This is a genomic window from Tahibacter soli (assembly GCF_025717065.2).
GTDB classification, from domain to species: Bacteria; Pseudomonadota; Gammaproteobacteria; order Xanthomonadales; family Rhodanobacteraceae; genus Tahibacter; species Tahibacter soli.
In genome coordinates this window covers 224,362-248,491 of sequence record NZ_JAOVZO020000023.1, presented here as the reverse complement: position 1 = coordinate 248,491, position 24,130 = coordinate 224,362, and the positions used below count along the sequence as shown (strand labels likewise).

Annotated in this window: 10 protein-coding genes; 2 read left to right on the top strand and 8 right to left on the bottom strand. The window is 71.7% G+C overall.

What is annotated here, in order from left to right; translation table 11 throughout:
* Positions 1 to 66: 66 nt before the first annotated feature.
* Positions 67 to 8,730, top strand: coding sequence for a GH36-type glycosyl hydrolase domain-containing protein (locus tag OD750_RS26495; protein ID WP_263542621.1), 8,664 nt, complete (start codon positions 67 to 69; stop codon positions 8,728 to 8,730).
* The gene (locus OD750_RS26490) at positions 8,727 to 9,743 is read left to right on the top strand and encodes a DNA topoisomerase IB (protein WP_263542622.1); all 1,017 of its coding nucleotides are present in this window, start codon (positions 8,727 to 8,729) and stop codon (positions 9,741 to 9,743) included. Before OD750_RS26495 ends, OD750_RS26490 begins: the two co-directional genes overlap by 4 nt.
* Positions 9,744 to 9,785: 42 nt before the next feature.
* On the opposite strand, the gene OD750_RS26485 is transcribed toward OD750_RS26490, so the two are convergent.
* From OD750_RS26485 to OD750_RS26450, 8 genes are all read right to left on the bottom strand, one after another.
* Positions 9,786 to 10,820, bottom strand: coding sequence for a Ca2+-dependent phosphoinositide-specific phospholipase C (locus OD750_RS26485; RefSeq protein ID WP_263542623.1), 1,035 nt, complete (start codon positions 10,818 to 10,820; stop codon positions 9,786 to 9,788).
* A 159-nt stretch (positions 10,821 to 10,979) separates the two neighbouring features.
* Complete coding sequence (locus OD750_RS26480; RefSeq protein WP_263542624.1) at positions 10,980 to 11,855, bottom strand: HEAT repeat domain-containing protein; 876 nt, start codon at positions 11,853 to 11,855, stop codon at positions 10,980 to 10,982.
* 194 nt (positions 11,856 to 12,049) lie between these two features.
* Positions 12,050 to 14,170 (bottom strand): eCIS core domain-containing M35 family metalloendopeptidase, encoded by a 2,121-nt coding sequence (locus OD750_RS26475; protein WP_263542625.1) that lies wholly within the window; start codon positions 14,168 to 14,170, stop codon positions 12,050 to 12,052.
* Positions 14,171 to 14,172: 2 nt separating this feature from the next.
* Positions 14,173 to 15,702 (bottom strand): DUF6519 domain-containing protein, encoded by a 1,530-nt coding sequence (locus tag OD750_RS26470; protein ID WP_263542626.1) that lies wholly within the window; start codon positions 15,700 to 15,702, stop codon positions 14,173 to 14,175.
* Between the two features lie 39 nt (positions 15,703 to 15,741).
* Positions 15,742 to 18,333, bottom strand: coding sequence for a hypothetical protein (locus OD750_RS26465; protein WP_263542627.1), 2,592 nt, complete (start codon positions 18,331 to 18,333; stop codon positions 15,742 to 15,744).
* Positions 18,330 to 21,287, bottom strand: coding sequence for a putative baseplate assembly protein (locus tag OD750_RS26460; RefSeq protein WP_263542628.1), 2,958 nt, complete (start codon positions 21,285 to 21,287; stop codon positions 18,330 to 18,332). The genes OD750_RS26465 and OD750_RS26460 overlap by 4 nt, the downstream gene beginning before the upstream one ends.
* Positions 21,284 to 23,767, bottom strand: a complete 2,484-nt coding sequence (locus tag OD750_RS26455; RefSeq protein ID WP_263542629.1) for a putative baseplate assembly protein — start codon at positions 23,765 to 23,767, stop codon at positions 21,284 to 21,286. The genes OD750_RS26460 and OD750_RS26455 overlap by 4 nt, the downstream gene beginning before the upstream one ends.
* The gene (locus tag OD750_RS26450) at positions 23,764 to 24,126 is read right to left on the bottom strand and encodes a GPW/gp25 family protein (protein ID WP_263542630.1); all 363 of its coding nucleotides are present in this window, start codon (positions 24,124 to 24,126) and stop codon (positions 23,764 to 23,766) included. The genes OD750_RS26455 and OD750_RS26450 overlap by 4 nt, the downstream gene beginning before the upstream one ends.
* Between the last annotated feature and the right edge of the window lie 4 nt (positions 24,127 to 24,130).

Genomic DNA, 24,130 nt, shown 5'->3' with positions numbered 1-24,130 from the left:
GCCGGGCCTAAATCGTTGTGGCAGCGGGCGCCGCGGCTTGGCAGACGTTTCGCAGCATGCGACGCCATGACCGCACTCTTCGACCGACTGACGCTCCGGCTACGCAAACTCATCGCCGCTCCCGAAGCGGCGCTGCTCGATCCGATCCGCTCGCCGACGTTCGACGCCGAGCGCTTCCACACGCACGGCGTCAGCCTCGCGCGCAAAGCGCGCGAGGGCGAGGACGCGCAGACCCCGTTGCGCTGGAACTTCTATCCGCGCGTGCGCAGCAACATCGGCACGCTGCGCCACGCCTATCGCTGGATGGTGCGCCAGTCGCGCCGGGGCGGCGCGCTCGGCCAGGATGCACAGTGGATACTGGACAACTTCCACTTGATCGACGAGCAGGTCAAGAGCATCCCGCAGGACCTTCCCCCGGGCTACTACCGCCGGCTGCCGAAACTCGCGAGCGGACCGTTCGCGGGCTTTCCGCGCGTGTTCGAAATCGCATGGGCGTTCGTCGCGCACAGCGACAGCCACTTCCAGGGCGACATGCTCACGCGGTTTCTCGAGGGCTACCAGAGCGAAACGCCGCTGGAAATCGGCGAGCTGTGGGCGCTGCCGACGTCGATCCGCGCGGTGCTGCTGGAAAACCTGCGCCGCCTCGTCGAACGCCTGATCGGCGTGCAGGCCGCGCGCGACTACGCCGACGCGCTGTACGAGCGGCTCAAGGGCGGCCAGGGGCTCGCCGGCTTCTCGGCGGCGCTGCACGATTTCCGCAGCAAGCTGCTGCGCGACGCGTTTCTCGCGCAGTTCGTGCAGCGCCTGCGCGCGACGCAGGCGGCCGACGGCGACCTGACGCCGGGCCTCATCGAAAGCGGCATCGATCCCGATGCCGAGCTGCACGCGGCGCTGCTGGAAGAACAGACGCGCATGGCCACCTCGCAGCTGATCGCCGCGAACACCGTACGCAGCATGAAGGACATCGCGCGCTTCGACTGGAGCGAATTCGTCGAAGCGCACAGCGACCTGCACGCGCGGCTGTCGCGCGCGCCGGGTTATCTGCAATCCGACTTCCGCACGCGCGACGCCTGGCGCCAGTCGATCGAAAACCTCGCGCGGCGCGCGCGCCGGTCCGAACCCGAGGTCGCCGACCACGCCGTGCGGCTGACGTTGAACGCCGCCGACGAACCGGTCGCCGATCTGCGCTGCGCCAATCTCGGCAACGTGCTCGAAGGCGCGGCGCGCGCCGATCTCGAAACGGCGGTGTTCGGCGCACCGCGGCATTGGCGGCGCCGTCTGCGCGACGCAGCGTCAGCGATGTACCTGGGTTCCCTGTGGACCGCGACCGCGGCCCTCGCCGGCGGCACCGGCGCGTGGATCGCGCAGGGCCGCGGCCCGTGGCTTGCCGCGGCGCTCGCGCTCGTCGCCGCGCCGCCGGCGCTGCGCCTGGTGCAGACGGCGCTGAACCGCATCGTCGCGCAGATCAGGCCGCCGCGACGGCTGCCGCGCGCGAGCATCGAGGGCGAGATTCCGCTCGCCTGCAAGACGCTCGTCGCGGTGCCGACGCTGCTGCTCGACCGGCGCCACGCCGAAGCGCTCGCCAACCAGCTCGAACTGCACTATCTGGCAAACCCCGAACCGCACGCGCGCTTCGCGCTCCTGACCGATTTTCCCGACGCGCAAAGCCCCGAGCTGCCGGGCGAGCGGCGCCTGCTCGGCGACCTGGCCGCGCTGGTCGGCGCGCTCAACGCGCGCTACGGGGCCTGCGACGACGGCGAAGCGCGGTTCCTGCTGCTGCACCGCCGGCGCCGCTGGTGCGAAACGCAGGGCTGCTGGATGGGCTGGGAACGCAAACGCGGCAAACTGGAAGAATTGAACAAGGCGCTGTTGTCCGAGTCGGGCATGTTCGTCGCGCTCGACGGCGGCCTGTCGGCGATTCCCACCGGCGTGCGCTACGTGCTCACGCTCGACGCCGATTCGCGCCTGCCGCCGCGCGCGCTGAAGCGGCTCGTCGCGACCGCCGCGCATCCGCTCAACGCCGCGGTGCTCGACGCCGAGGCGCGCCGCGTCGTCGCCGGCTACGCCGTGTTCCAGCCGCGCATCACGATCAGCCTGCCGACGCCGGAACACGCCACCGCATACCGGCGCCTGAACGCCGGCGCGACCGGCATCGATCCGTACGCCGGCCTCGCGTCGGACCCTTACCAGGACATCGCCTCGTCCGGCACGTTCTGGGGCAAGGGCCTGTACGACGTGCGCGCGTTCAGCCGCGCGGTCGACTGGCGCGTGCAGCCCGGCACCCTCCTCAGCCACGATCTCGTCGAAGGTGCGCTGGCGCGCTGCGCATACGTCAGCGATGTCGAGCTGATCGAGGATTTTCCGTCGCACAGCGAAGTCGACGCGCAGCGGCACCATCGCTGGATGCGCGGCGACTGGCAGCTGCTGCCGATGATCGCCGGTCCGAACGCGCTCGAGCTGCCGCCGGTCGAACGCTGGAAGGCGTTCGACAATCTCCTGCGCAGTCTCGCCGCGCCGGGCGCGGTCGCGCTGCTCGTCACCGGCTGGCTGCTGGGCGCCGGCGCCGCGCTCGCGGCAACGACGTTCGTCGTCGCCGCTTTCGCCGCGTTCGCGTTCATCGACGCCGTGCCCGCGCCGGCCGCGTCGCCGACGCGGCGCGCCTGGCTGCCTCTGGTGCGCACGGCCGCGGTGCACGCGGCCGAACACCTGGGCGCCGCGCTGTGGCGGCTTTCGCGCCTCGCGCGCGAGGCGACGCTCTCTCTCGACGCGATCGCGCGGACGCTTGCGCGGCTCGCACGCCGGCGCAATCTGCTCGAATGGGCCACCGCCGAACAGACGGAACGCCGCGCGCGGCACGACCCGGCGTACTTCGTCGCCTCCCACCGGTACGCGCTGATCGTCGTCGCGGCGCTCGCGGCGCTCGTCGTCTTCGTACCCGGCGCGGCATGGCGATTCGCGCTGCCGTGGCTCGTCGCATGGAGCGTCGCGCCGTTCGCGGCGTGGCTGGCCAGCCGCGCGCCGCGCGCGGGCGCGAACGCCGCGACGCCGGCCGAACGCGCGGCGCTGCGCCGCGTCGCGCGGCGCACGTGGCTGTGGTTCGACCGCCACGTCGACGCGACGCAGAACCATCTGCCGCCCGACAACGTGCAGATCGATCCGCGACCGATCGTCGCCACGCGCACGTCGCCGACGAACATCGGCATGTACCTCCTCGCCGCGGCGTGCGCGCAGCGCTTCGGCTGGATCGGCGCCGGCGAGCTCGTCGACCGCCTCGCCGCGACGCTCGCGACGATCGAGTCGCTGCCGAAATATCGTGGACATCTGTACAACTGGTATGAAACGCGCACGCTCGCGATCCTGCCGCCGGGCTACGTGTCGAGCGTCGACAGCGGCAACCTCGCCGCCCACCTCTTCGCCGTGGCGCACGCGTGCCGCTCGCTGCGCGCGACGCCGCTGTTCGCGGCCGGCTGCGACGACTGCGAAGACCAGCGCGCGTTGCTCGGCGACACCGTGTGCCGCCTGCCCGCCGACTGCAGCGAGCTCGCCGCGGCGCTGCAACGTCTCGACCGGCCGTGCGCGGCGGGCTGGCTCGGCGATGCCGGCGCCGAACTCGCACGGGAGACGGCACAGGCGCGCGCGGCGCTCGCGCGCGCGCAGTCGCTGCCGAAATACGCCGACGGCCACGACGCGTTCGCGCTCGCCGGCGAGTACCTGCGCCTGTTCGAAAGCCGCGGCGCCGACTGGGCGCGCTTCGTCGCGCCGCTGCACGACGCGGCACGCGCGTGCGCCGCGCATCCCGCGCTCGAAGCCGCATCGCGCGCCGCGCTCGCGGCGCAGGACGGCGTGCCGATGCACGCACTGGTCGCGCGCTACGACGCACTCGCCAACGCGATCGATACGGCGGGCGCCGGCGCCTTCGAGACGGCGCGCACGCCGCTCGCGTTCGGCCGCGCCGCGCTCGTCGCCGTGCTCGACGCCGCCGACGCGTGCGCCGACACCGCGCACCGCCTCGCGCTGGCGATGGATTTTTCGTTCCTGTACGACCGCGACGCGCAGCTGTTCTCGATCGGCTACCGCGCCGACGACAACGCGCTCGACGAGGGACGCTACGACCTGCTCGCGTCCGAGGCGCGCCTGACGAGCTACTTCGCGATCGCCAAGGGCGACGTGCCGCTCAAGCACTGGTTCCGGCTCGGCCGCAACGTGCTGCCGTCGGGCGGCGAAGGCGTGCTGCGCTCGTGGGCCGGCTCGATGTTCGAATACCTCATGCCCTCGCTCGTGCTCGACACGCCGGGCGGTTCGCTGCTCGAACAGTCGTGCCGCCGCGCCGTCGTCGAGCAGCGCCGCTACGCGCGGCGCCTGCGCCTGCCGTGGGGCGTGTCCGAATCGGGCTACAACGCGCGCGACCGCGAGCTGACGTTCCAGTACCTGTCGTTCGGCATTCCGGCGCTCGCGATCAAACGCAGCGTCGAACACGATCTCGTGGTGGCGCCGTATGCGACGGGCCTCGCCGCGATGGTCGATCCGTCGGCCGCCGTCGCGAACTTCGCCGCGCTCGAAAAAATCGGCGCGCTCGCGCCCGGCGGCTTCTACGAGGCGGTCGACTTCACGCCCGAGCGCGTACCCGAGAACGCGACGTACGCGCTCGTGCGCAGCCACATGGCGCATCACCAGGGCATGCTGCTCGTCGCGCTGTGCGCGGCGACGTGCGATCGCGCGCCGCAGCGCTGGTTTCACGCGGACCCCGCGATCCGCGCGCTCGAACCGCTGCTGCACGAACGCGCGGTCGACGCCGTGCCGCCGCGCTCGGTCGACGCGCGCCAGGCGAGCGAAGCGGCGCCCGACGCGGTCGCGCCGCTCGAACCGCGCCGCTACACCGGCAGCCGCGACGCGCTCGGACCCATCACGCACCTGCTGTCGAACGGCCGCATGTTCAGCCTCGTCACCGCGGCCGGCAGCGGCGGCCTGCGCTGGCGCCAGCTCGCATTGACGCGCTGGCGCGACGACGCGACGCGCGACGACTACGGCTGCTATCTGTATCTGCGCACGCGCGACGGCGCGTTGCAGTCGGCCACGCCGCAGCCGTGCGGTCGCGGCCGCGGCGTCGTGGAATTCTTCGAGGACCGCGCGCGTTTCGTACGCCGCCACGGCGCGCTCGAAACGCGCGTGGAAGTGTTCGTCAGTCCCGAGGACGACGTCGAGCTGCGCCGCGTGCGCCTCGCCAACCGCGGCGACGAACCGCTGCGGCTCGACCTGACCACGTACGCCGAAATCGTGCTCGCGCCGCCCGCCGCCGACGAGGCGCACCCGGCGTTCTCGAACCTCTTCGTCGCCACGATCGCCGATCCCGACCTGCGCGCGCTGCTGTTTCGCCGCCGCTCGCGCGCGCCGGGCGAGGAGTCGCCGTGGCTCGCGCATTTCGCGATCGGCGACGACGGCGAGTTCGACTACGAAACCGACCGCATGGCGTTCGTCGGCCGCGAGCACACCGTCCACCGCCCCGCCGCCTGCGTCGGCCAGGCGCGGCTCGGCCGCGGCGCCGGCCGCGTGCTCGACCCGATCGCCGCGCTGCGCGTGAGCATCGCGCTCGCGCCCGGCGAATCGATCGAGCGCAGCTTCGCGTTCGCCGTCGCGCCCGACCGCGACGCGATCGCCGACATCATCGCCAAGTATCGTTTTCCCGAAGTGATCGAACGCGCCTCGCAGCTGTCGTGGACGTATTCGCAGGTGCAGCTGCGCCAGCTGGCGCTCGGTCCGCGCCGCGCGAACGTCCTGCAGAATCTCGCGCGGCGGCTCGTCTACACGTTCGCGCGCGGCGACGAACGCCTGCGACCGCAGCTCGTCGAGCGCGACCATCTGTGGCGCTTCGGCATCTCCGGCGAGCGTCCGCTGATTCTCGTGCAGCTCGTGACCGACGCCGGCCTCGACCTCGTGCGCGAACTCGCCCGGGCGCGCGAGTACTGGCGCTACAAGGGCCTGGGCGTCGACATCGCGGTGCTGCACAACGAGCCGCCGTCGTATCACCAGCCGCTGCACCGCATGCTCGAAAGCTACGCGCTGACGCCGAGCGGCGACACCGCCGCGGTCGCGTCGGACCTCTTCGTGATCCACGCGCACCGGCTCGACTCGCAATGCCTCGCCTCGCTCAAGCGCTGCGCGCGCGTGACCATCGCGGCCGACGGCAAGAGCCTGCGCGAGCTGTTCGGCACGCTCGCGGCGATACCCGAAACGCCGCGCACGGCGCGCCGCGCGCCGCGCGTGCCGGCAGTCGAGGACACGCGCGAACGCGCGCCGCTCGCGCACAACGGCCTGGGCGGATTCACCGCCGACGGCCGCGAATACCGCATCGACCTGCCGCCGGGCGGCACCACGCCGCTGCCGTGGATCAACGTCATCGCGCAACGCGGCTTCGGCTGCCAGGTGTCCGCCGCGGGCGCCGGCTTCAGCTGGTCGCAGAACAGCCGCGAGCGGCAGCTGACGCCGTGGTCGAACGATCCCGTCTGCGACACGCCGGGCGAGGCAATCTGGCTGCGCGACGTCGCGACCGACGAGCTGTGGAGCCCGACGCCGCTGCCGCATCGTCATCCGGCGGCGTTGTATACGACGCGACACGGCTACGGCTACAGCGTGTTCGAATGCACGACGCCGACGCTCGCCTCGACGCTGACCGTGTTCGTCGAACGCGACGCGACCGCGCGCCACGCGGTGCTGTCGCTGACCAACCGCTCGGCGGTACCGCGCCGCGTCGACGCGACGTTCTACGCGCAGTGGCGGCTCGGCGCGCAGCGCTCGGCCGCGGCGTTCGTCGCGACCGACTACGACGACGCGCTCGCGACCGCATTCGCGACGAACGAACTCGGCGACGAATTCGCCGGCCGCGTCGCCTATGCGACGCTCGACCCGCCGCCGCACGCATGGACGTGCGACCGCGCGGCGTTTCTCGGCGCGCACGGCCAGCTGCGCCGGCCGGCCGCGCTCAAGGCACAGGCGACGCTGTCGGCGCGCGCCGGCCGCGGGCTCGACGCCTGCGTCGCGCTGCAGCGGCACATCGCGCTCGCGCCCGGCGCGACGACGGAGGTGCGCTTCACGCTCGGCGACGCCGACTCGCGCAGCGCCGCGCGCGCGGCCGTCGCGCCGCGCGGCCCGGGTTTCGCGCGCGAAGCGCTCGCCGCCGTGCGCGCGCAGTGGGAAGAACTCACCGGCGCGCTGCGCGTGACGACGCCCGAACCGAGCCTCGACCTGATGCTCAACGGGCGCCTGCTGCATCAGGTGATCGCCTGCCGGCTGTGGTCGCGTGCGGCGTTCTACCAGCTCGGCGGCGCGTACGGCTTTCGCGATCAGCTGCAGGACGTGCTCGCGCTCGTGCAGGTGCAGCCGTCGCTCGCGCGCGAACAGCTGCTGCGTGCGGCGGCGCGGCAGTTCCGCGAAGGCGACGTGCAGCACTGGTGGCATCCGCCGTCGGGCCGCGGCGTGCGTACGCGCATCAGCGACGATCTGTTGTGGCTGCCGTTCGTCGCCGCGCGCTACGTCGCGGCGACGAACGACGCGGCCGTGCTCGACGCCGAAACGCCGTTCCTCGACGGCGAGATGCTGCCGCCCGGCGTCGAGGACCGCTACTTCACGCCGATCGAAAGCGCCGACTGGGGCACGCTGTACGAACATTGCCGGCGCGCGATCGACGCGCGGCTCGACGTCGGCGAACACGGGCTGCCGCCGATCGGTTCGGGCGACTGGAACGACGGCATGAATCGCGTCGGCCTGCACGGTGCCGGCGAAAGCGTGTGGATGGGCTGGTTCCTGATCGGCGTGATCGACGCGTTCGCGCCGCTCGCCGAAGAACGCGGCGACGGCGAAAGCGCGCAGCGCTGGCGCGCGCATCGCACGAAGCTCGCGCAGGCGCTCGACGCGCACGCGTGGGACGGCGCGTGGTATCGCCGCGCGTATTTCGACGACGGCACGCCGCTCGGCTCGGCCGCGAACGACGAATGCCGCATCGACCTCATCGCGCAGGCGTGGGCCGTGCTGTCCGGCGCCGCCCCCGCGCGCGCGGCGCAGGCGCTCGCGTCGGCCGACGCGCATCTCGTCGACCGCGAGGCGAAACTCGTGCGCCTGCTCGCACCGCCGTTCGAACACGCCGAACCGCATCCCGGCTACATCCGCGGCTACCCGCCCGGCGTGCGCGAAAACGGCGGGCAGTACACGCACGCGGCGATGTGGCACGCGATCGCGCATGCGCGGCTCGGCCATGGCGACGAGGCGCTGCGCATGCTGCAGTGCGCGAACCCGATCGCGCGCAGCGGCGACGCCAAGGGGGCCGCGCGCTATCGCATCGAACCCTACGCGGTCGCCGGCGACATCTACGCGGTCGAGCCGCATACCGGCCGCGGCGGCTGGAGCTGGTACACCGGCGCGGCCGCGTGGTTCTACGTCGCGGCGATCGAGGAGATTCTCGGCCTGCGCGTGCGCCACGGACGCCTGCACATCGACCCGTGCGTACCCGCCGCATGGCGCGGCTACAGCGCCGAATATCGCTGGCGCGACGCCGTGTACCGCATCGCGGTGGCGAACCGCGACGGCGTCTGCAAGGGCGTACGCGAACTGCGCCTCGACGGCCGCAGCATCGACGCCGCCGCCGGCGTTCCGCTCGTCGACGCGGGCGCGCACGACGTCGAGGTCGACCTCGGCGCGGTCGATCTCGGCGCGGCGGCCGCGCGCGCCGCGAACGGATGAGCGCGCGGCGCCGCGCGACGCCCGGCTCGCTGCGCTACGTCTGCGACGCCGAAGCGGGCCTGCGCCGGGTACGGCGCGGACGCGCGTTCGGCTATGTCGACGCACGCGGCCGACGCGTCGCCGACGACGCCACGCTCGAACGCATCCGCCGGCTCGCGATACCCCCGGCCTATGTGGACGTGTGGATTTGTCGCGACGCGCGCGGCCACCTGCAGGCGACCGGGCGCGACGCGCGCGGACGCAAGCAGTATCGCTACCATCGCGAGTGGCGCGCGTTCCGAGACCGGCGCAAATACGACGGCCTGCGCGAGTTCGGCGCGGCGCTGCCGGCGCTGCGGCGGCGCGTCGTCACGCTGCTGCGCGCGCATGCGCTGTCGCGCGAAAAAGTGCTCGCCGCGGTCGTCGCGCTGCTCGACGCGACGCTGATCCGCATCGGCAACGAGGAATACGCGCGCACGAACAGCTCGTACGGCCTGACGACGCTGCGCACGCGCCACGCGCAGACCCGCGGCTCGCGCGTCGCGCTCCAATTTCGCGGCAAGACCGGCAAGGCGCACCGCATCGTGCTGTCCGACGCGCGGCTCGCGCGCATCGTCAAGCGCTGCCGCGAACTGCCGGGCCAGCGATTGTTCCAGTATCTCGACGAGAACGGCCGCGTGCGGCCGGTACGTTCGAACGACGTCAACGCGTTTCTGCGCGAGTTGACCGGGCTCGACGTCACCGCACGCACGTTCCGTACCTGGGGCGCCACGACGCTGCTGGTCGAACACTGGCTCGCGTCGCTGAAAGAGAAACCCGAGCTGACCGCTCACGCGCGGCTCGCCGAATGCGTCGCCGGCGTCGCCGCGAAGCTCGGCAACACCGCGACGGTGTGCCGCAACGCGTATCTCGATCCGCGCGTCGTCGCCGCGCTCGAAAGCGGCGCATGGCCGGACGGCGATGCGCCGCGGCGGCGCGGGCTTTCCGCCGCCGAGGCACGCGTGCTCGATCTGCTGCGCCGACGAATTCGATAGCACGCCGCCGCGCCCTCCGGCGCGGCGGGCTCGCCTCGCCGGTTAGGGCTTCGGCGTCAACACGCCTGTCGACAATCCGTTGCACGCGCCCTTGTTCCACTTTTTCAACGCGTTGTCGTTGATGCACGCGTCGAGGATCGAGCACGGGTTGTCGTTGTCGCCGTCCCATAGCCGCGATACGTAGTTGTTCGCGCGCGTCTTCTTGCCGAGACTCGTGCGGCTGCCGCCGGCCTTGATGTTGTAGAACACGAGATACGACGCCGTCGTCGCATTGAACCCCTGCGGCGTGCCTTCGATGTCCTTCGTCTCGTCGGTGTCTACCGCCATGAACAGCGCCGCGTTGTCGCGGCGGTCCTGGACGTACTCGTTCTGCGTCTGGTTGTGCTTGCCGGTCTGCCCGCCCGTCAGCGCGATCAGCACCCTGCCCTTGAGCGCGTCGCGGCTCGGCCATGCGCCGGTCTTCGCCGCCTCGCGCAAGGTCGCGTGCGCACCTTTGAACTCCGCCGGCTTGTACAGTTTTTGTCCCAGCGACGATTCGACCAGCCGGTCGAGATCGGCCGGCCGGCGGCCCTGGCTCGCGGGGCTCCACGCCTGCTTCTTGTCGAGAAACAGCGTGATCGGATAGTGGCCCGGATGCGCGTCGCTCCATGTGCGGATGTCGTCGAGGCACGCGCCGAGATCGTTCGTGCCCTTGCCGTTGCCCGTGCAGTTGTTGTCGTTGCCCGACTGGAACAGCGTGCCGGGATTGTGCCGCACGTACCATTCGCGCGGCACGCCGCCGGTGACGGCATCGCGCGTGTCCCAGATGTCGATCTCGACGTTGAGCACCTGGTCGAGCACCTGCTTGAACGTGTTGGCGCCCATCGCCTTGGCGACGCCGATCTCGTAGCAGTTGTGGCACGTCGGCTGGAACACGGCCTGGTACGTCGACGCGCCGGTCGCGGCCGACTGCGTGCACGACTGCGCGGCGGCGCCGGCCGAAACGGCGAGCGACGCGCTCGCGGCGAGCGTCGCAAGCAACGGCTTGAACGACGAACGCACGCGCGCGAACGCGCCCTCGAAGATTCGAATTCGCATGTGAACCTCGAAACTGGAATGAACCCGCGCAGCGCAACGATAAGTGGACGATGACCATACGTCCACAAAAATCGTCGGCCCGCGAGCAACGATGTCGCTGCGGCGCAGCGCCTGATAGCTGCGCGCGCCGGTCCTCGCCAGCGCTATCCGACAGGTGCGCTACAGCAGTCCGGCCGCCCGTAAACGCTCGCGCCACGCATCCGCGTCGTCGGGCAGATCGTACGTGTCGGTGATTTCGCGCAGCGCCTGATACGCCCAGCCGACCGACTGCCGGTCGGACTTCGCGTCGGCGGCGATCGAGAGCAGGCCCGGCACCGCGTGGTAGCGTTCGGCGACGAGCAGCGTGCCCGATTGCGCGAGTGCGCAGAACGCGCGTTCGCGCACGACGGCCGACGGCTCGTCGCGTGCGACGGCGAGCAGGGGCTCCACGATTTCGACGCCGCCGAACTTCGCGAGCGAATCGACGGCCCATCGGCGCATGCCCTCGTCGTCGGTGCGCAGCCCCGCGGTCAGCTCGGCGAACACGCGTTCGCGCTCGACGCCGCGCGCGCCGAGCACCGCGATGTTCCACAGCACCCAGGCGCTCGCGCCTCGCGGGTCGTTGCGCATGCGCTGCAGCAGGCGGTCGACTTCGGCCGGCGATTTCTCGAAACCGTATTGCGCGAGATAGATCTCGAAACCGGCCATGCGCACTTCGATCAGCGGCGCGTCGCCGGAAAGACGGATCAGCATCGCGAGCTTCTCGCTCGGCTCGAACGTGCCTCGCCAGCGCTGCGCATTCTGGACGATGTAGTCGGTCGCGCCGACGCGGCGGTTGATCGCCAGTTCGAGCGCCTGCTCGACTTTTTGCTGCGGCGGCAGCGATTCGACCATATCCGCGTAGAACGGATCGAAACGCGGCTCGGTCGCCGCGCCGCGATCGAACAGCGGCTCGCCGATCGCGCGCAGCTGCGCGACGACGAGCGTACGCAGATCGGGACTCGCGGCGAACGCCGCGGCCGCGCCGAGCCCGCACAGACCGATCGCCCAACGCATCGCACGCCGCATCGTCGCTCCCCCGTTTCGCCGTTCGCCCGGGATGGCGCCGGCCTGTGTCGACGTCGAAACGCGAATCGGGCGATTCCGGGGCTCGCGAGGCTCGCCGCCGTCCGCCTTCGTCGGACACACCGCGAACGCATGATACGCCGGCAGCGGCGGCGGAGCGTTCGCGCCGTTTGCGGCGACCGCCGCTACTGGAACATTTCGCGCACGAACTCGGCGAACGCGCCGTAGTCGCCGCGCTGCTTCACCGCGATGCGTCCGGTCGGCACGAGTTCGATCAGCGCGTCGACGATCTGACGCGCACGCGCGCGCTCGTTCGCGGCGAGAAACTTCGCGTCGACCGACAGCGACAGCGACCCCTTCTTGCCCGCCGCGGCCGGCGCGGTCGCCGTGAACGCGGTCGCCGCGCCGGACGATATCGCGATCGGCTGGTCGAACAGTCGCTTCAACTCGAGATAGCGATCGTAGACGCCGGCGAGCATCGTCAGGTCGTCGCCGGTCACGTCCTTGCCGCCGAGGATCGGCGGGAAGCGCTTCTTCACCTGCCCGAGGATCTTGTCCAGGCGGTCGGGACTGCCGACGCTCGCGGGCACCGGCTTGCCCTTGAGCGATCGCAGGTCGCGATGCAGGTCCTTCAGGCCCTGCGTCGAAAGCCGCGTCCAGCGCTCGGCGAGCGCGAGCGCGCGCTGCGCCGCCTCGGCGTCGTCCGCCTTGGCGAACCCCGTCGGCGCGGGATCGGCTTCGGGCTGCATGCCCTTGGTGATCGACATCGGCACGCGCTCGGTCATCAGGAACATCGAATAGCTGTCGGAGTTCTTCAGCGCCTGGTCGGGATTGAGCTTGCCGATCCGCGCGATGCCGCGTTCGTGCCGATACGAAAAATCGCTCGTGCCGTCGGCCTTCGACTTGCCGGTCGACACCGCGAGCTTCTTCGTGCTGTGGCCGGCTTCGTGCACGAGATTGCGCGCGCGGTCCTCGGGCGTCATGCCGCCGTAGCTCGCGCAGATCTTCATCGTGCCGCCGGAGTTGGACGCGATCGCGCCGACGCAGCCGGGGTCTTTCGGGTCCGCACAGGCGTGATTGGCCGGATCGGCAAGGCTTTTGACTTCGTCGCGGATCAGGCCGAGGTTGCCGTCGACGCGCGTCACCGTCGCGGCGCCGTGACCGCCGAAGAACGCGTCGAGCGAGCCGTCGATGCCGCCCGCCAACGGAACCTTCTTCAGTTCCGTGCGCGTCACGTCGATCCAGTCGAACGCCATCGTCTTGGCGTCCTGGAAGTTCTGCTCGAGCCCGGGGTCGCACGCCGACGGCGCCTTCGTCGGCGTCGCGGGGCTCAGGCTCACGTCGGTCGGCCGCAGGATCTCGACGCCGCGATTGAAGCGCAGTCTCGCCGTGTCGGCCGTGTTCGCGGCGGTGCCGGCCGTCACTTTGCGCTTGCCGATGTGTTCCATCACGAACGGCACCACGCCTTTCTCCGGCTTGGCGAGTTCGGCGTCCACCGCATCGGCGCGCCGCTTCGGCAGCGTCGGATCGAGGGCCAGTTCGTCGCCGGTCGCAAGACCGAGCAGTTCGAGGTCGACGGTGCGGTCGCGGCCGGACTTGAACCCGTCGATCTTCGCCTGCTCGCTCGCCGGCACGGTCGCGCTGTTGCGCGCGAACGCGACGCGCTCGGGCGCGCCGGGCCGCGTCGGGTCGACTTCCGGTTCGTCGACGACGTATTCCGGCGCCACCTTGCGCCGCACGCGCGCGGGCGTGCCGCCGCCCTGCTGCACGACGTGCGCGAGTTCGTGCGCCAACAGGTGTTCGCCGGCGCGCGTACCCGGCGCGTACTGCCCGGCGCCGAACACGATGTGCGAGCCGAACGTGTACGCGTGCGCCCGCACGCCGCGCGCGGCGTTCGCCGCCTCGCCGTCGGCGTGTACGCGCACGTTGGAAAAATCGTGCCCGAAGCGCGGTTCGAACCGCGCGCGCGCCGCGGCCGGCAGCGGCGCGCCGCCGCGCGACGCCACGTTCGCGGCGGCGTCGACGTCGTGCGCGGACGCGTCGCCGCGTGCCGCGCGCTTCGTCCGCACCGTTTTCTCGTCGTCGCACGCCGCGCAACGACGCGAAATCGCCGGCGGTGCGCTGCCGATCGCGCCGGCGTCGCTCATGCGCGTCACGCGATCGGCGACCGCGTCGGCTTCGCGCTCGTACGCGTCGTCGACCGCACCGAGCGTCGCCTTGCGCTGCACGCGCGGCGACACGAGCGGTCGCGCGGACGCGAACGTCGGCGGCGACGGCGCGGCGACGGCGCGTGCCCGCGCGAACATCGTCAGGGCTTCCCGCGCCGCCCGCGGCCGGCCGCGCCGCGCGTGCCGTCGACCGGCGGCCGCGTCGGGCGCACCGCCTGCTGCTGGCACGGCGTCAGGGGCTTGAGCGTGCACAGGCAGCCGTCGATCTTGATGGTCGACTGTCCGGTCGGCGACCGTAGCCAGCCGATCCAGCCGAGCGGCGCGTAGTGGTGCTCGCTGCGGCGCGGCGGCTGCGGCGCGTCGCCGTCGGGCCATTCGATGCCGCCGTCCGGGCCGCCCGCGACGCGCGCGGGAATCAGCCAGCAGTCGCCGCTGCGATAGTCGCCGGTCGGATCGAAGCGCACCTGCACGCCGTCTTCGAGGTCGAGCCAGTCGACCGGATTCGTCGCGAGCAGCGCCACGCCGTTGCCGAGGCCGTCGCCCTCCTGGTTCCACAGCCGCACCGTCGAACGCTTCGGATCGACCACGACGGTCTTCGCCGCCGCGACGGAATCGGCGTCGACGATCAGCGTATCGTCGTCCACGCGAACGATGCGCACGAGCACGCCGGGATCGCCGCGCAGTTCGCGCGCGGTTTCCGACAGCTCGACCCACGCACCGGCGTAGAAGCCGCTCGCGTCGCTCACCTTGAGTTGACTGCCGCCGTCGTTTTTCAACAACAGCGCCGCGATGCTGCCGTTGTCGCGCGACCATTTGAACGTCGCCTGGCCGGCCGCGCCGCCACGGTGGATCTCGACGCGATACAGCTGGTTCTCGGCGCCGCGATAGCGCGCGTCGGGCGCGATGATGCACGGCGTCTTCGGCTGCAGCGCCTTTTCGAGCCGCGCCGACATGCCGCCGGTGCCGTCGTCGAAATCCTCGAGCGGCGCGGCGCACGCTTCCGCGGGCTTCGTGCGCAACTGCTCGAGCGCGTCCTCGACGCGCGCGAGCCGCGCTTTTTCCGCGCTCGCGTCGCCGCCGGCATCCTCGATTTCCTTGATGCGTTTCTTGAGCGATTCCGCGCGCGCTTCGAGCGACTCGACGATGTCGTCGAACGCGCGCGCCTTGACCTGCCACACCACCTTCGTGCGCGCGCAGGTGTCGGGTCCGCCGAGCGCGACCTCGCGCAGCCGCTCGTCCTCGAGCGCGGTGACGTGCCGCTCCCACACGTCGAGATACGCCCAGTAGCGCTGGTCGTTCGGCGTCTTGGACTTCAGGAACGCGCGCAGTCCGTCGCCGCCGCTGCCGTTCGGATCGGGTTCGGCGGGCACGTAGTCGGGCTGGTCGACGTAATGATGCGTGCCGTCGGATTCGCACAGGATGCCGTGCACGTAGTAGCGCCCCTCGCCGATCATCAGCTTGTCGTCGACGAGTTCGAGCGCGAAGCCGCCTTCGGCGATCGGGCCGCCGTAGTCGCCGAAGATGTCGCGCGCGAGCGTGCGCAGGTAGTACAGGAGGATCTCGTTGCGCTCGTTCGCGTCCGCATCGAGCGCGACGCGGCCCTGCTGCTCGAGCACGCGGCTGAAGCGGTTCGCCGCGTCGAAGCGGATGCGTGAATAATCGCCTTTCATCGGATGTCTCCCTCTCGATGCGCCGCTCGCCGGCTGCGCTCAGGTTGCGTAGAAAATGCCCGCCTCCATGCCGGCCGGCGTGTACTCGGCCAGCCGCGCGCGCAGGTTCGCCGCGCGCTGCGGCCCGAACAGATCGTGGAACGCGCCCATCTCCGACTCGTCGTCGGCGCCGCGCGCGATCTCGATCGCGACGTCCTGCGCGAGCTGCGCGTACGCCGGATGCCCGTAGCGCACGCTCGTGAAGCGCGGCTTGACGCGCAGCGACGCGTTCGCGAGCGCGCGCGCCCGCGTCTCGCCGGTCGCGTCGGGCTCGAGCGCCGCGAGCGCTGCCGCGCGCGCGAGATCGGGCTGGCAGTGAAAACGCCGCGGCGTGCGCGAATCGGGCGGCGCGTAGCAGAACCGCATGCAGCCGATCTGCCGCCGCGCCACTTCGACGCATCCGGTAAAGAGGGAATTCTCGGCCAGGATCAGTGCGTGCACGGTCAGCGCGCCGAGCACGGTCGAGCGCAGCACGGTGAGATTCGCGTGGGCGGGCCGGCCCTCGCCGCCGTGCAACGCGAGCCGGCCGCTGTGCGTGGCGTCGACGATGCTGTCGGCAATGGCGACGCCGTTCGGCGCGACGCGCGCGGTTTCGTGCGTGATCTCGATCGCGCCGACGATGCTGTGCTCGACGGTGAGCTTCGCCGTCGTGCCGGCGAATTCGATGCTCGGTTCGTTCGGGCGCTTGGGCTCGCAGTCGCAGCCGAGGTCCCAGCCCGGCACGAGCGTGCAATGGCGGATCGCAAGCTCGCACAGATCGTCGCCCTCGCCTTCGGCGCAGCCGTCGGGCCGGCGCACCTGGATGCCGCGGCCGCCGACGACGAGGCCGTCGAGCACGAGCCGGCTGCCGGCGTCGCCGGCGACGCGGAACGCGTCGGAACGGTCGGCCATGTAGTCGAGCAGGCGCAGCACCGGCCGCACGCGCTCGGCCGCGCGCAGCTGCAGCGTCTGGCGCGCGTGCAGGCGGATGTTCACCGGCTCGGTCCACACGCCGCTGCGCGTGAACTCGATCACCGCGTAGCGCGGATCGTCGCGGCGCCACTGCGTCAACGCGTCGCCGATGCGCTCGTAGCCGTCGCGGCCGATCGCGTAGTAGCGAAAGCGCAGCGCGATCGCCTCGCCGTAGAACGCTTCGAGCACGAGACGGTTGAAGCGCGCGAGGCTCGCCGGATCGTCCTTGCGCTCGCGCAGCCGGTTCATCTCGTCGCTGAGCACGACGCCGGGAAAGCGCGACGGCACGTACAGGTCGGCGTCGGCGAGCGCGTCGTCGAATGCGTCGGCCAGGCGCTGAACCAGTTCCGCCGGCGGCGCCTCGTCGGGCTTCCAGTCGTCGATCGCCTGCATCAGCGATTCGCCGAAACGTCCGGCGAGATAGATGCTGAGCGGCTCGCCGTCTGGCTTATGCTGCTGGAGGCGCTTGAGCACCGCGGGCGCGTCGACGAAGTCGTGGCGGTCGAACGCCGACGCGTCGCGCGGCGACGGCTCGATGAGCGAACGCGCGTATTCGCCACCGCCCATGTCGGCGCTGAACCCGTAGTGATAGTCCACGCGCACGCCGTGACGCGGCGCCTTGCCCGGCGGAAACGCGATGCGTCCGCGCTCGGGATCGACCGCGACCGTGCCGGGCCGCGCGACGTATGCCCAGTCCGTGAGATCGGCGACGACGATGGCGCTCGCCGGTATCGGCTGCGGCGCGTTCTTCGCCGGCCAGCCCGGCGCGGTGATCGCAAAGCTGCGGCCCGCGCCGCAGTAGAACGCGTCGGTCTCGACGACGGGCGGATGCGCACCGGTGACGCGCTGCAGGCGCGCGCGGCGCAGCGGCAGCGGCACGCCGTCGTTCTCGTGCGCGCACGGCCCGCACGGCGGCGCGGTGGCGTAGAGCGGCGCGTCGTTGCCGAACACGCTGAACGCGAAGCAGTGCGCGCCCTCGTCCTCGACGCAACAGGCCGGCGTGGCCGTCACCGGATACGAGCGCAGGCGGTACACCGCGAGCCCGATGTTCGGAATGTTGTACTTGCCGCGGCGCCGATGCGAATCGATGCGCCGCACGTCGACGGTGTGCGCGCTCGGATCGCAGGCGCAGGCGTCGTCGCCGCGCGCGGGCCGGTCGCTGATGCGCGCGGTGCGCGCGCGTTCGAGGTGCGGGTGATTGAGGTTCTGCGTCCAGCCGAGCGTGCGGTAGTACTCGGTCGCGAGCGCGGGCCAGCCGGCGACGTCGCGCGCGAGATGCTCGAGTACGTGCAGCGCGCCCTTGCGTCGGCGCAGCGCGATCGTGTTGGCCACTTCGCGCCGCGGCGTCAGCCACGCGTTGAGCTTGCGCCCCGCCTCGCTCGCCGGATCGCCGGCCGCGCCGGCTTCGGGCACCGGGCGGAAGCCCACGAGCTCGCCGATGTACGGCACGACCCAGTCCGCGCAGGTTTCGATGAACCAGTCGCTGTAGAGCTGCGAGATGTCGTCTTCGACGACGTCGACCTCCTCGCCGATCGCGCGCAGCAGCGCGCGCAGCGGATAGCCGCGTTCGGCGTCGCGGCGGCGATGCACCGCCGGCAGCCATTCGTACAGACGATCGATCGATGCGGCCGGCACGGTCATGACGCAAGCTCCAGGATCAGGGTGTCGGGAACGTCCGACGGCAGGTATGCGATCTGCGCGGGCTGGTAGTCGTCGATGCCGCGCGCGCGCGCCGCGGCGACGTCGATCCACGGCCGCCGGTCGTCGTTCTGCGCGATGCCGCCCGTCGAGAAACCCGCGACGGCGGGCTTCTCGTTCGTCGGCGACTCGCCGACGGGATCGATGCCCGCGACGAGCGTCTCGTCATCGAGCGCGCGCACCTTGAGCGACTCGACGTGATCGACGCCGCGCACCGCTTCGATCGTCGCGAGCATGCGGCTCACGATCACGGGCTGCGCGAGCTGCGCCGCGGCGAAGCCGAAGCGCTCGAGCAAGGCGGCGCGCACGCGCGGCTGCACGTCGGCCCACTCGTAGTCGGGTTCGATCGCGACGCGCGCCTCGACGAGCAGCGACAGCGCGTCGCGCACCTGCACGCGCACCGGCTGGTGCGGATCGCCGTACGTGCGCAGCGACGTTTGCAGATTGACGAACAGATCCGAGGTCTCGTCGATCGGCTCGTCGTCGATGCCGGCGATCGTCACGTGCACGACCGCGCGGCGGCCGTCGCGCAGCGTCGTCGCCGCGGCCTTGCCGATGCCGGCGTAGGTGCGCGCGAAGTCTTCGTAGTCCCTGACCGACACGAGCCGGTCGAGCGCGGTCACCGCGAGCGGCGCGTTCTCGCGCGCCTGGCGCAAGGTGTCGGGTTCGGCGCCGCCGGACGCGCGCAGCGGATTCGTCACACCCTTGACGCCGAGCGGCTTGTCGGTCGGCAGCGAGATCTGCGACGCGCGCACGTTGCCGGCGCTGCCCAGGCCGGTGCGATATACGGCGGTGACGTTGTCGGACCCGCTCGGCAGCCGCGCGCCGTGCACGCCGTCGCCGAAGCGCACGCTCGTGGCTTCCGCGTCGTCGCGCGACGTGGCGTACGCGCGCGCGTCGGGCGGCGACGTCGGCAGGTCGGCCGTCTCGTGCCATAGCAGACGATTGACGCGTACGGCCAGCGTCGAGGCGACGCCGCTCGTCGTCGGCGCCGAAATACAGGTGAGCGGCGGCGACTTCAGCGTGAAGCGCTGGAACGGCTGCGACGCGTCGCCGCCGCCGAGCGTTTCGCGGCGCGTCTCGCCGTGCGTCGCGCGCACGACGTTGCCGTGCAGCGCGAACGTCGGGCGGCGATAGCTGTACGCGAGCGGCGTGGCGAGCCTGACGAACGTGTGCAGCGTGTCGCCCGGCAGCGGCGAATCGTCGAAGCCGCCCGCGTCGGACGGCACGCGCACGACGTCGTGGCGCACCGACGCGATCATCGCGCGCTCGGCCGCCGGCACCTTCAGTTTCGGATCGGGAATGTCGTCGCGGTCGCCCGCGGCGATCAGCCACATGCCGGGCGCGAAGCTGTCGTAGTAGCCGTCCAGCTCGATCTCGTCGAGCTGTTCGACCGGCTCGACGAGCGGATCGCGCGCGAGCGGCAGCAGTTCGCTCTGCGCGTAGACCTGCGTCAGGCGCAGCAGCGTCGTGAACGCGGGGTCGGTCGCATCGAGCGCGGCGAGCGGCAGCGTGCACCACACGCCGTTCGTCTTGAGCACGCTCGTCTTGGCGCTGATCGCGGCGCCGACGGTCATCGTCGCCGAACGGTTCGCGGCGAGCGAGAACACGAACGGCGACAGGGTCGGATCGGTATTGCTCGCCGGCATGTCGACGAGCACCCAGCTCGGCGCGGCCGCGTCGCCCGGCTTGATCGCGTCGAACGTGCCGTCGAGCGGCAGCTCGGTCAGCGTCGTCTCGGGCGGCGCGTGCCCGCCGTCGACGGCCGCGCGCACTTCCGGCAGGTCGGCCCACGCGTAGCGCGGCTTGAGGTTCTTGTACGTCGGCGTGTTGCCGGCGATGGTCGTGAGCACGAGATTCGGCGCCCCCGAGCCGTACACGCCGGCTTTCGCACGCAACGCGTACACCCGGATCGGGCCGAGCACGGTGCCCGCCGCGTCGAAGCTCGACAGCGCAGGGATCAGCATGTCGCGCAGCGCGGCGGTGCGGTTCGTCAAAATTTTCGAGTAGATTTCACCGCCCGGCCGCAGCGTCGCCGCGACGCTGCGCGGCACGCGCGTCGCGTCGCGCGGCTGGCGGTTCAATGCGCGATTGAGGCCTTTGACGAGTTCCCGGCCGCCCAGGCGCGGCGGCAGACCGCCCTGTGCGAGCGCCGACGGCGCCGCGCTCCAGGCGCGCACGCGCACGTGCGTCGTCTGCGCGACGTCGTCGGTCGTCACGGCCGCGATGCGATACGGCTGCGGCGTGCCGCCGTAGTCGACGAGCAGCGCATCGTTCGGCTTGAGCTGCGTCGCCGTGCCGGCGAACGTCAGTCCGCGTTTGAGCACGCCGTACAGCGCGTGCGCGTCTTCGCTCGAACGCCAGGCGGGCCGGCTCAGACGCACCGTCACGCGGCTCCAGTCGGCGCGCGCGTCGAGCGCTTCGGTCGTCTCGAACGTCTGCATTTTTTCGCCGGCGCCCGGCACGCTCTGCGCGCGCGTGCCGGGCGGAATCGTCACGCGTCCCGCGTTCGCGTCGAGTTCGTACGACAGGTAGACGCTCGCCGACACGCCGGGCCGCAGCGTATAGCCGGTCAGGCGCCCGAGTTCGATCAGCGAGCGGCGTTCGGTCGCCGTGCGCAGATAGCCTTCGTTCGCGATACGGTCCTGATAGAACGACAGCACCTCGGCCGCGACGGCCCACGCGTCGCACAGCGCGATCGACGCGTCGTCGGACGCGCGCGTCGTCAGCGCGGCCAGCTCGGGAAAGCGCGCGCTCGAGAGCTTCGCCTGCATCGAGGCGAGATACGTCGCCCAGTCGCCGGGCCGGTGCGCGATCTGCGACAGGCCCGGCCGGTTCGCGACCAGCGCCGGCGTCGCGGCGTGCACGCCGCTGCAACAACCGCATTCGCAGCTCATCGGCCACCTCCGATCTGCAAGGCCAGCACGCCGTGTTCGGGAAAGTTCGGATCGTCGTCGAGCTGCGCGATTTCCCACGACGCGAGATCGACCTTCGACGGCGCCTCGTTCGCGGCCGGCTCGCCCAGGCGGCGCAGCTCGACGACCATGACCGACTGCACGCCCTCGACGCCGTGCGCCGCGGCGACGAGATCGGACGCTTGAATATCCTTGCCGAACGTCAACGCATCGGGATGGAAGAACGCGCGCCGGCCGTCGCCGCGCCGGCCGACGAGCACCGCGCGCACCGCCGCGGCGACATGGCTGGCGAGGTGCCCCGGCTCGACGCAGATCGCGAGCGTGACCGCGAGCGGCACGTAGCGCGCCGGCCGCACGTGCAGATCGTGGCCGGCGCGGCGGAAGCACTCGAGATAGCGCGCGATGCGTTCGCACAACGCGGACGACGCTTCTTCCGTGCCGTACGGATCGATCGCGACGTCGGCCTCGTACCAGCTGCCCGTCCACACGAGCCGCGCGTTCGCGCGCTGCACGGCGGCATCGTTCTGCGCGAGCTGCGCGTAGTCGTCGGCCGTGATCGCGCGAACGAGCGTCGAGCGGAACGCGCGCGGCGCGGCGAGCTTCGCCGCGGCGAGCGTTTCGGGCGCCGTGCCGCCCAGCGCCGGCAGCGGGTTGCGCGGTTTGAGCCCCGCGCCGCCGACCGCCGATGCGCGGAACACGACGTAGGCGATGGCCTCGCGCGCCACGTTGCCCGCGCGCGCCTCGCCGATGCGATAGTCGGCGCGGAAGCACGCGCCCGGCGTCGCCGGGCGTCCGGCGCTGCCGTCGCCGAAGCGCAGCACGCCGCGGCCGTCGTCGTCGGTTTCGACGACGACGTGGCGTTCGTCGCCGCCGCTGTCGAGAAGATCGGCGCGCGGCTGCCACGCAAAGCGGCCGTCGTCGATCGCGATGCGCGGCAGCGCGCGGCGCGGGTCCTGTTCGAGCGCGCCGCTCGCCGGGCCGTCGCTCGGGGGTGCGACGGCGTAGACGAGCGGCGCTTCGCGCAGCGCCGGTACGAACGGCGCGGGCCGCGCGATGCTTTCGGGCACCGAGCCGTCGCAGCCGCACGGCAGGCTCGCCGCGACGCTGCCGACGCAGCCGAGCGCCTCGCCGCGGATCCAGCGACCGTGGTCGACGAGGATCACGTTGCCGCGCGCGACGCTGATCCCGTCGACGCGCCGGCAGTCGGGCGCCGCGAGCCGCGCCGATACGCACAGCGTGAAGCGCAGCGCGTCGGCCGCCGCCCATTCGATCTCGACGATCGCGACGTCGCACAGCGCGTCTCGCGCGTATTCGACGCGCGTCAGGCGCACGGCCTGCCGATGCGACGGGTCGGCGTCGGCCGGATTGCCGGTTTCCGCGCCGATGACTTCCTCGAAGATCAGCACGTCGCCGGGCTTGAGCCGGTTCGGCGGTTCGCCGCCGTAGCCGCCCTCGGCCGCGGGCGACGGATCGACGAGCGTCGCGCGCGTCGCGCCCTTGCGCAGGCAGCACTCGGCGTCGCCCCAGGTATAGAAATCGATTTTGCCGTGCGCGGCGACGAGCGGCGTCGGCCCGGCCGGCGCGAGCGCCTGCTCGAACACCTCGTAGACGCCCGGCGGGATATACGCCAGATCGCTCTCGCGGCACGTCGCGCCGTTCGCGACCGCCGCGATGTCGTCGTGCGCGGTGACGAAGTACGCGTCGGCCGGCAGCTCGGTGTCGACGTCGCAGCCAAGCGTCAGCCACGCGCGCGCGTTGCACCCTTCGTGCAGGCGGTAGTCGACGAGACGCGCGTGCCGCCGCACCGAAATGCGCGTGCGCGCCGTGTCGAGGTACGCTTCGGTCGCGACGGCGTCCTGGTACGCGGACAGCTGGTCGGCCGCGTGCGCGAGCAGCTCCACGAGCGTCACGCCGAGGTCCGGCACGTGGCGCTCGCGCCAGTCCGGCATCGTCGTGGCCAGGCGATCGAAGATCAGGCGCCGGAAACCGGCGTAGTCCTTGACGAGATAGTCGACGTCCGGCGCCGCGCGCGGCGCGTCGGCGCACGCGGGCGGCGCGGCGCAGTCGTGATCGCTCGGGCAGTCGACCTTGAAGCTGAAATCGACCTGCGCGTAGCGCGGATCGATGTTCGGCGGCGGCCCCTCGCCTTCGTCGGCGACGAGGCGCAGCGTATACGTCGAGAAATCGCCGTAGCGATCGAGCGCGACGCGCAGGCAGTCGGCGCCGCGCGCATCGTCGGCCGGGCCGGGCGTCACGCTCGTGACGACGATGCCGGTAATGCGGCGTCCGCCCTCGACGCGCACGTTGCGCGGCGCGATGCCGTCCGGGCGTCCGCCGAAGAAGTAGACGAACAGCGAGCGCTGGTCGTCGGCGACTTCGAGATAGTCGATGCCGTTCCAGCGTTGGTTCGCGGCGATCGCGTCGCGACGCGATTCGACGCGACAGGTCAGCGTGTCGCTCATGACGCGATCTCCCGCGTGAAGGATTCGCGCTGCGCTTCGCCGGTCGCGCGCAGCACGTAGTCGAGTTCGACGCGCAACGTCGCCTCGCGTGCCTCGACCTCGAGCGTGCGCACGTCGACGACGTCGCCGAGCCATTGCGCGATCGCGCCCTGGATCGTCGCCTGCACGGCGGCGGCGAGTTCGGGGCTGTTCGGCGCGAACACGAGCTGCATCAGGCCGCAGCCGAAGTCGGGCCGGTTGATGCGTTCGCCGGGCGCGGTGAACAGGAGCTGTTCGAGCATGTCGCGCACGTGGTCGGCGTGGCCGGTCGTCGCGGTCGCGCCGCGGCGGTCGAAGCGGAACGGAAAGTCGATATTCATCGCG

Bases quoted from the DNA above. Each gene is read 5' to 3' on its own strand.
- OD750_RS26495 (WP_263542621.1), top strand. From the start codon at position 67: ATGACCGCACTCTTCGACCGACTGACGCTCCGGCTACGCAAACTCATC.
- OD750_RS26490 (WP_263542622.1), top strand. From the start codon at position 8,727: ATGAGCGCGCGGCGCCGCGCGACGCCCGGCTCGCTGCGCTACGTCTGC.
- OD750_RS26485 (WP_263542623.1), bottom strand. From the start codon at position 10,820: ATGCGAATTCGAATCTTCGAGGGCGCGTTCGCGCGCGTGCGTTCGTCG.
- OD750_RS26480 (WP_263542624.1), bottom strand. From the start codon at position 11,855: ATGCGTTGGGCGATCGGTCTGTGCGGGCTCGGCGCGGCCGCGGCGTTC.
- OD750_RS26475 (WP_263542625.1), bottom strand. From the start codon at position 14,170: ATGTTCGCGCGGGCACGCGCCGTCGCCGCGCCGTCGCCGCCGACGTTC.
- OD750_RS26470 (WP_263542626.1), bottom strand. From the start codon at position 15,702: ATGAAAGGCGATTATTCACGCATCCGCTTCGACGCGGCGAACCGCTTC.
- OD750_RS26465 (WP_263542627.1), bottom strand. From the start codon at position 18,333: ATGACCGTGCCGGCCGCATCGATCGATCGTCTGTACGAATGGCTGCCG.
- OD750_RS26460 (WP_263542628.1), bottom strand. From the start codon at position 21,287: ATGAGCTGCGAATGCGGTTGTTGCAGCGGCGTGCACGCCGCGACGCCG.
- OD750_RS26455 (WP_263542629.1), bottom strand. From the start codon at position 23,767: ATGAGCGACACGCTGACCTGTCGCGTCGAATCGCGTCGCGACGCGATC.
- OD750_RS26450 (WP_263542630.1), bottom strand. From the start codon at position 24,126: ATGAATATCGACTTTCCGTTCCGCTTCGACCGCCGCGGCGCGACCGCG.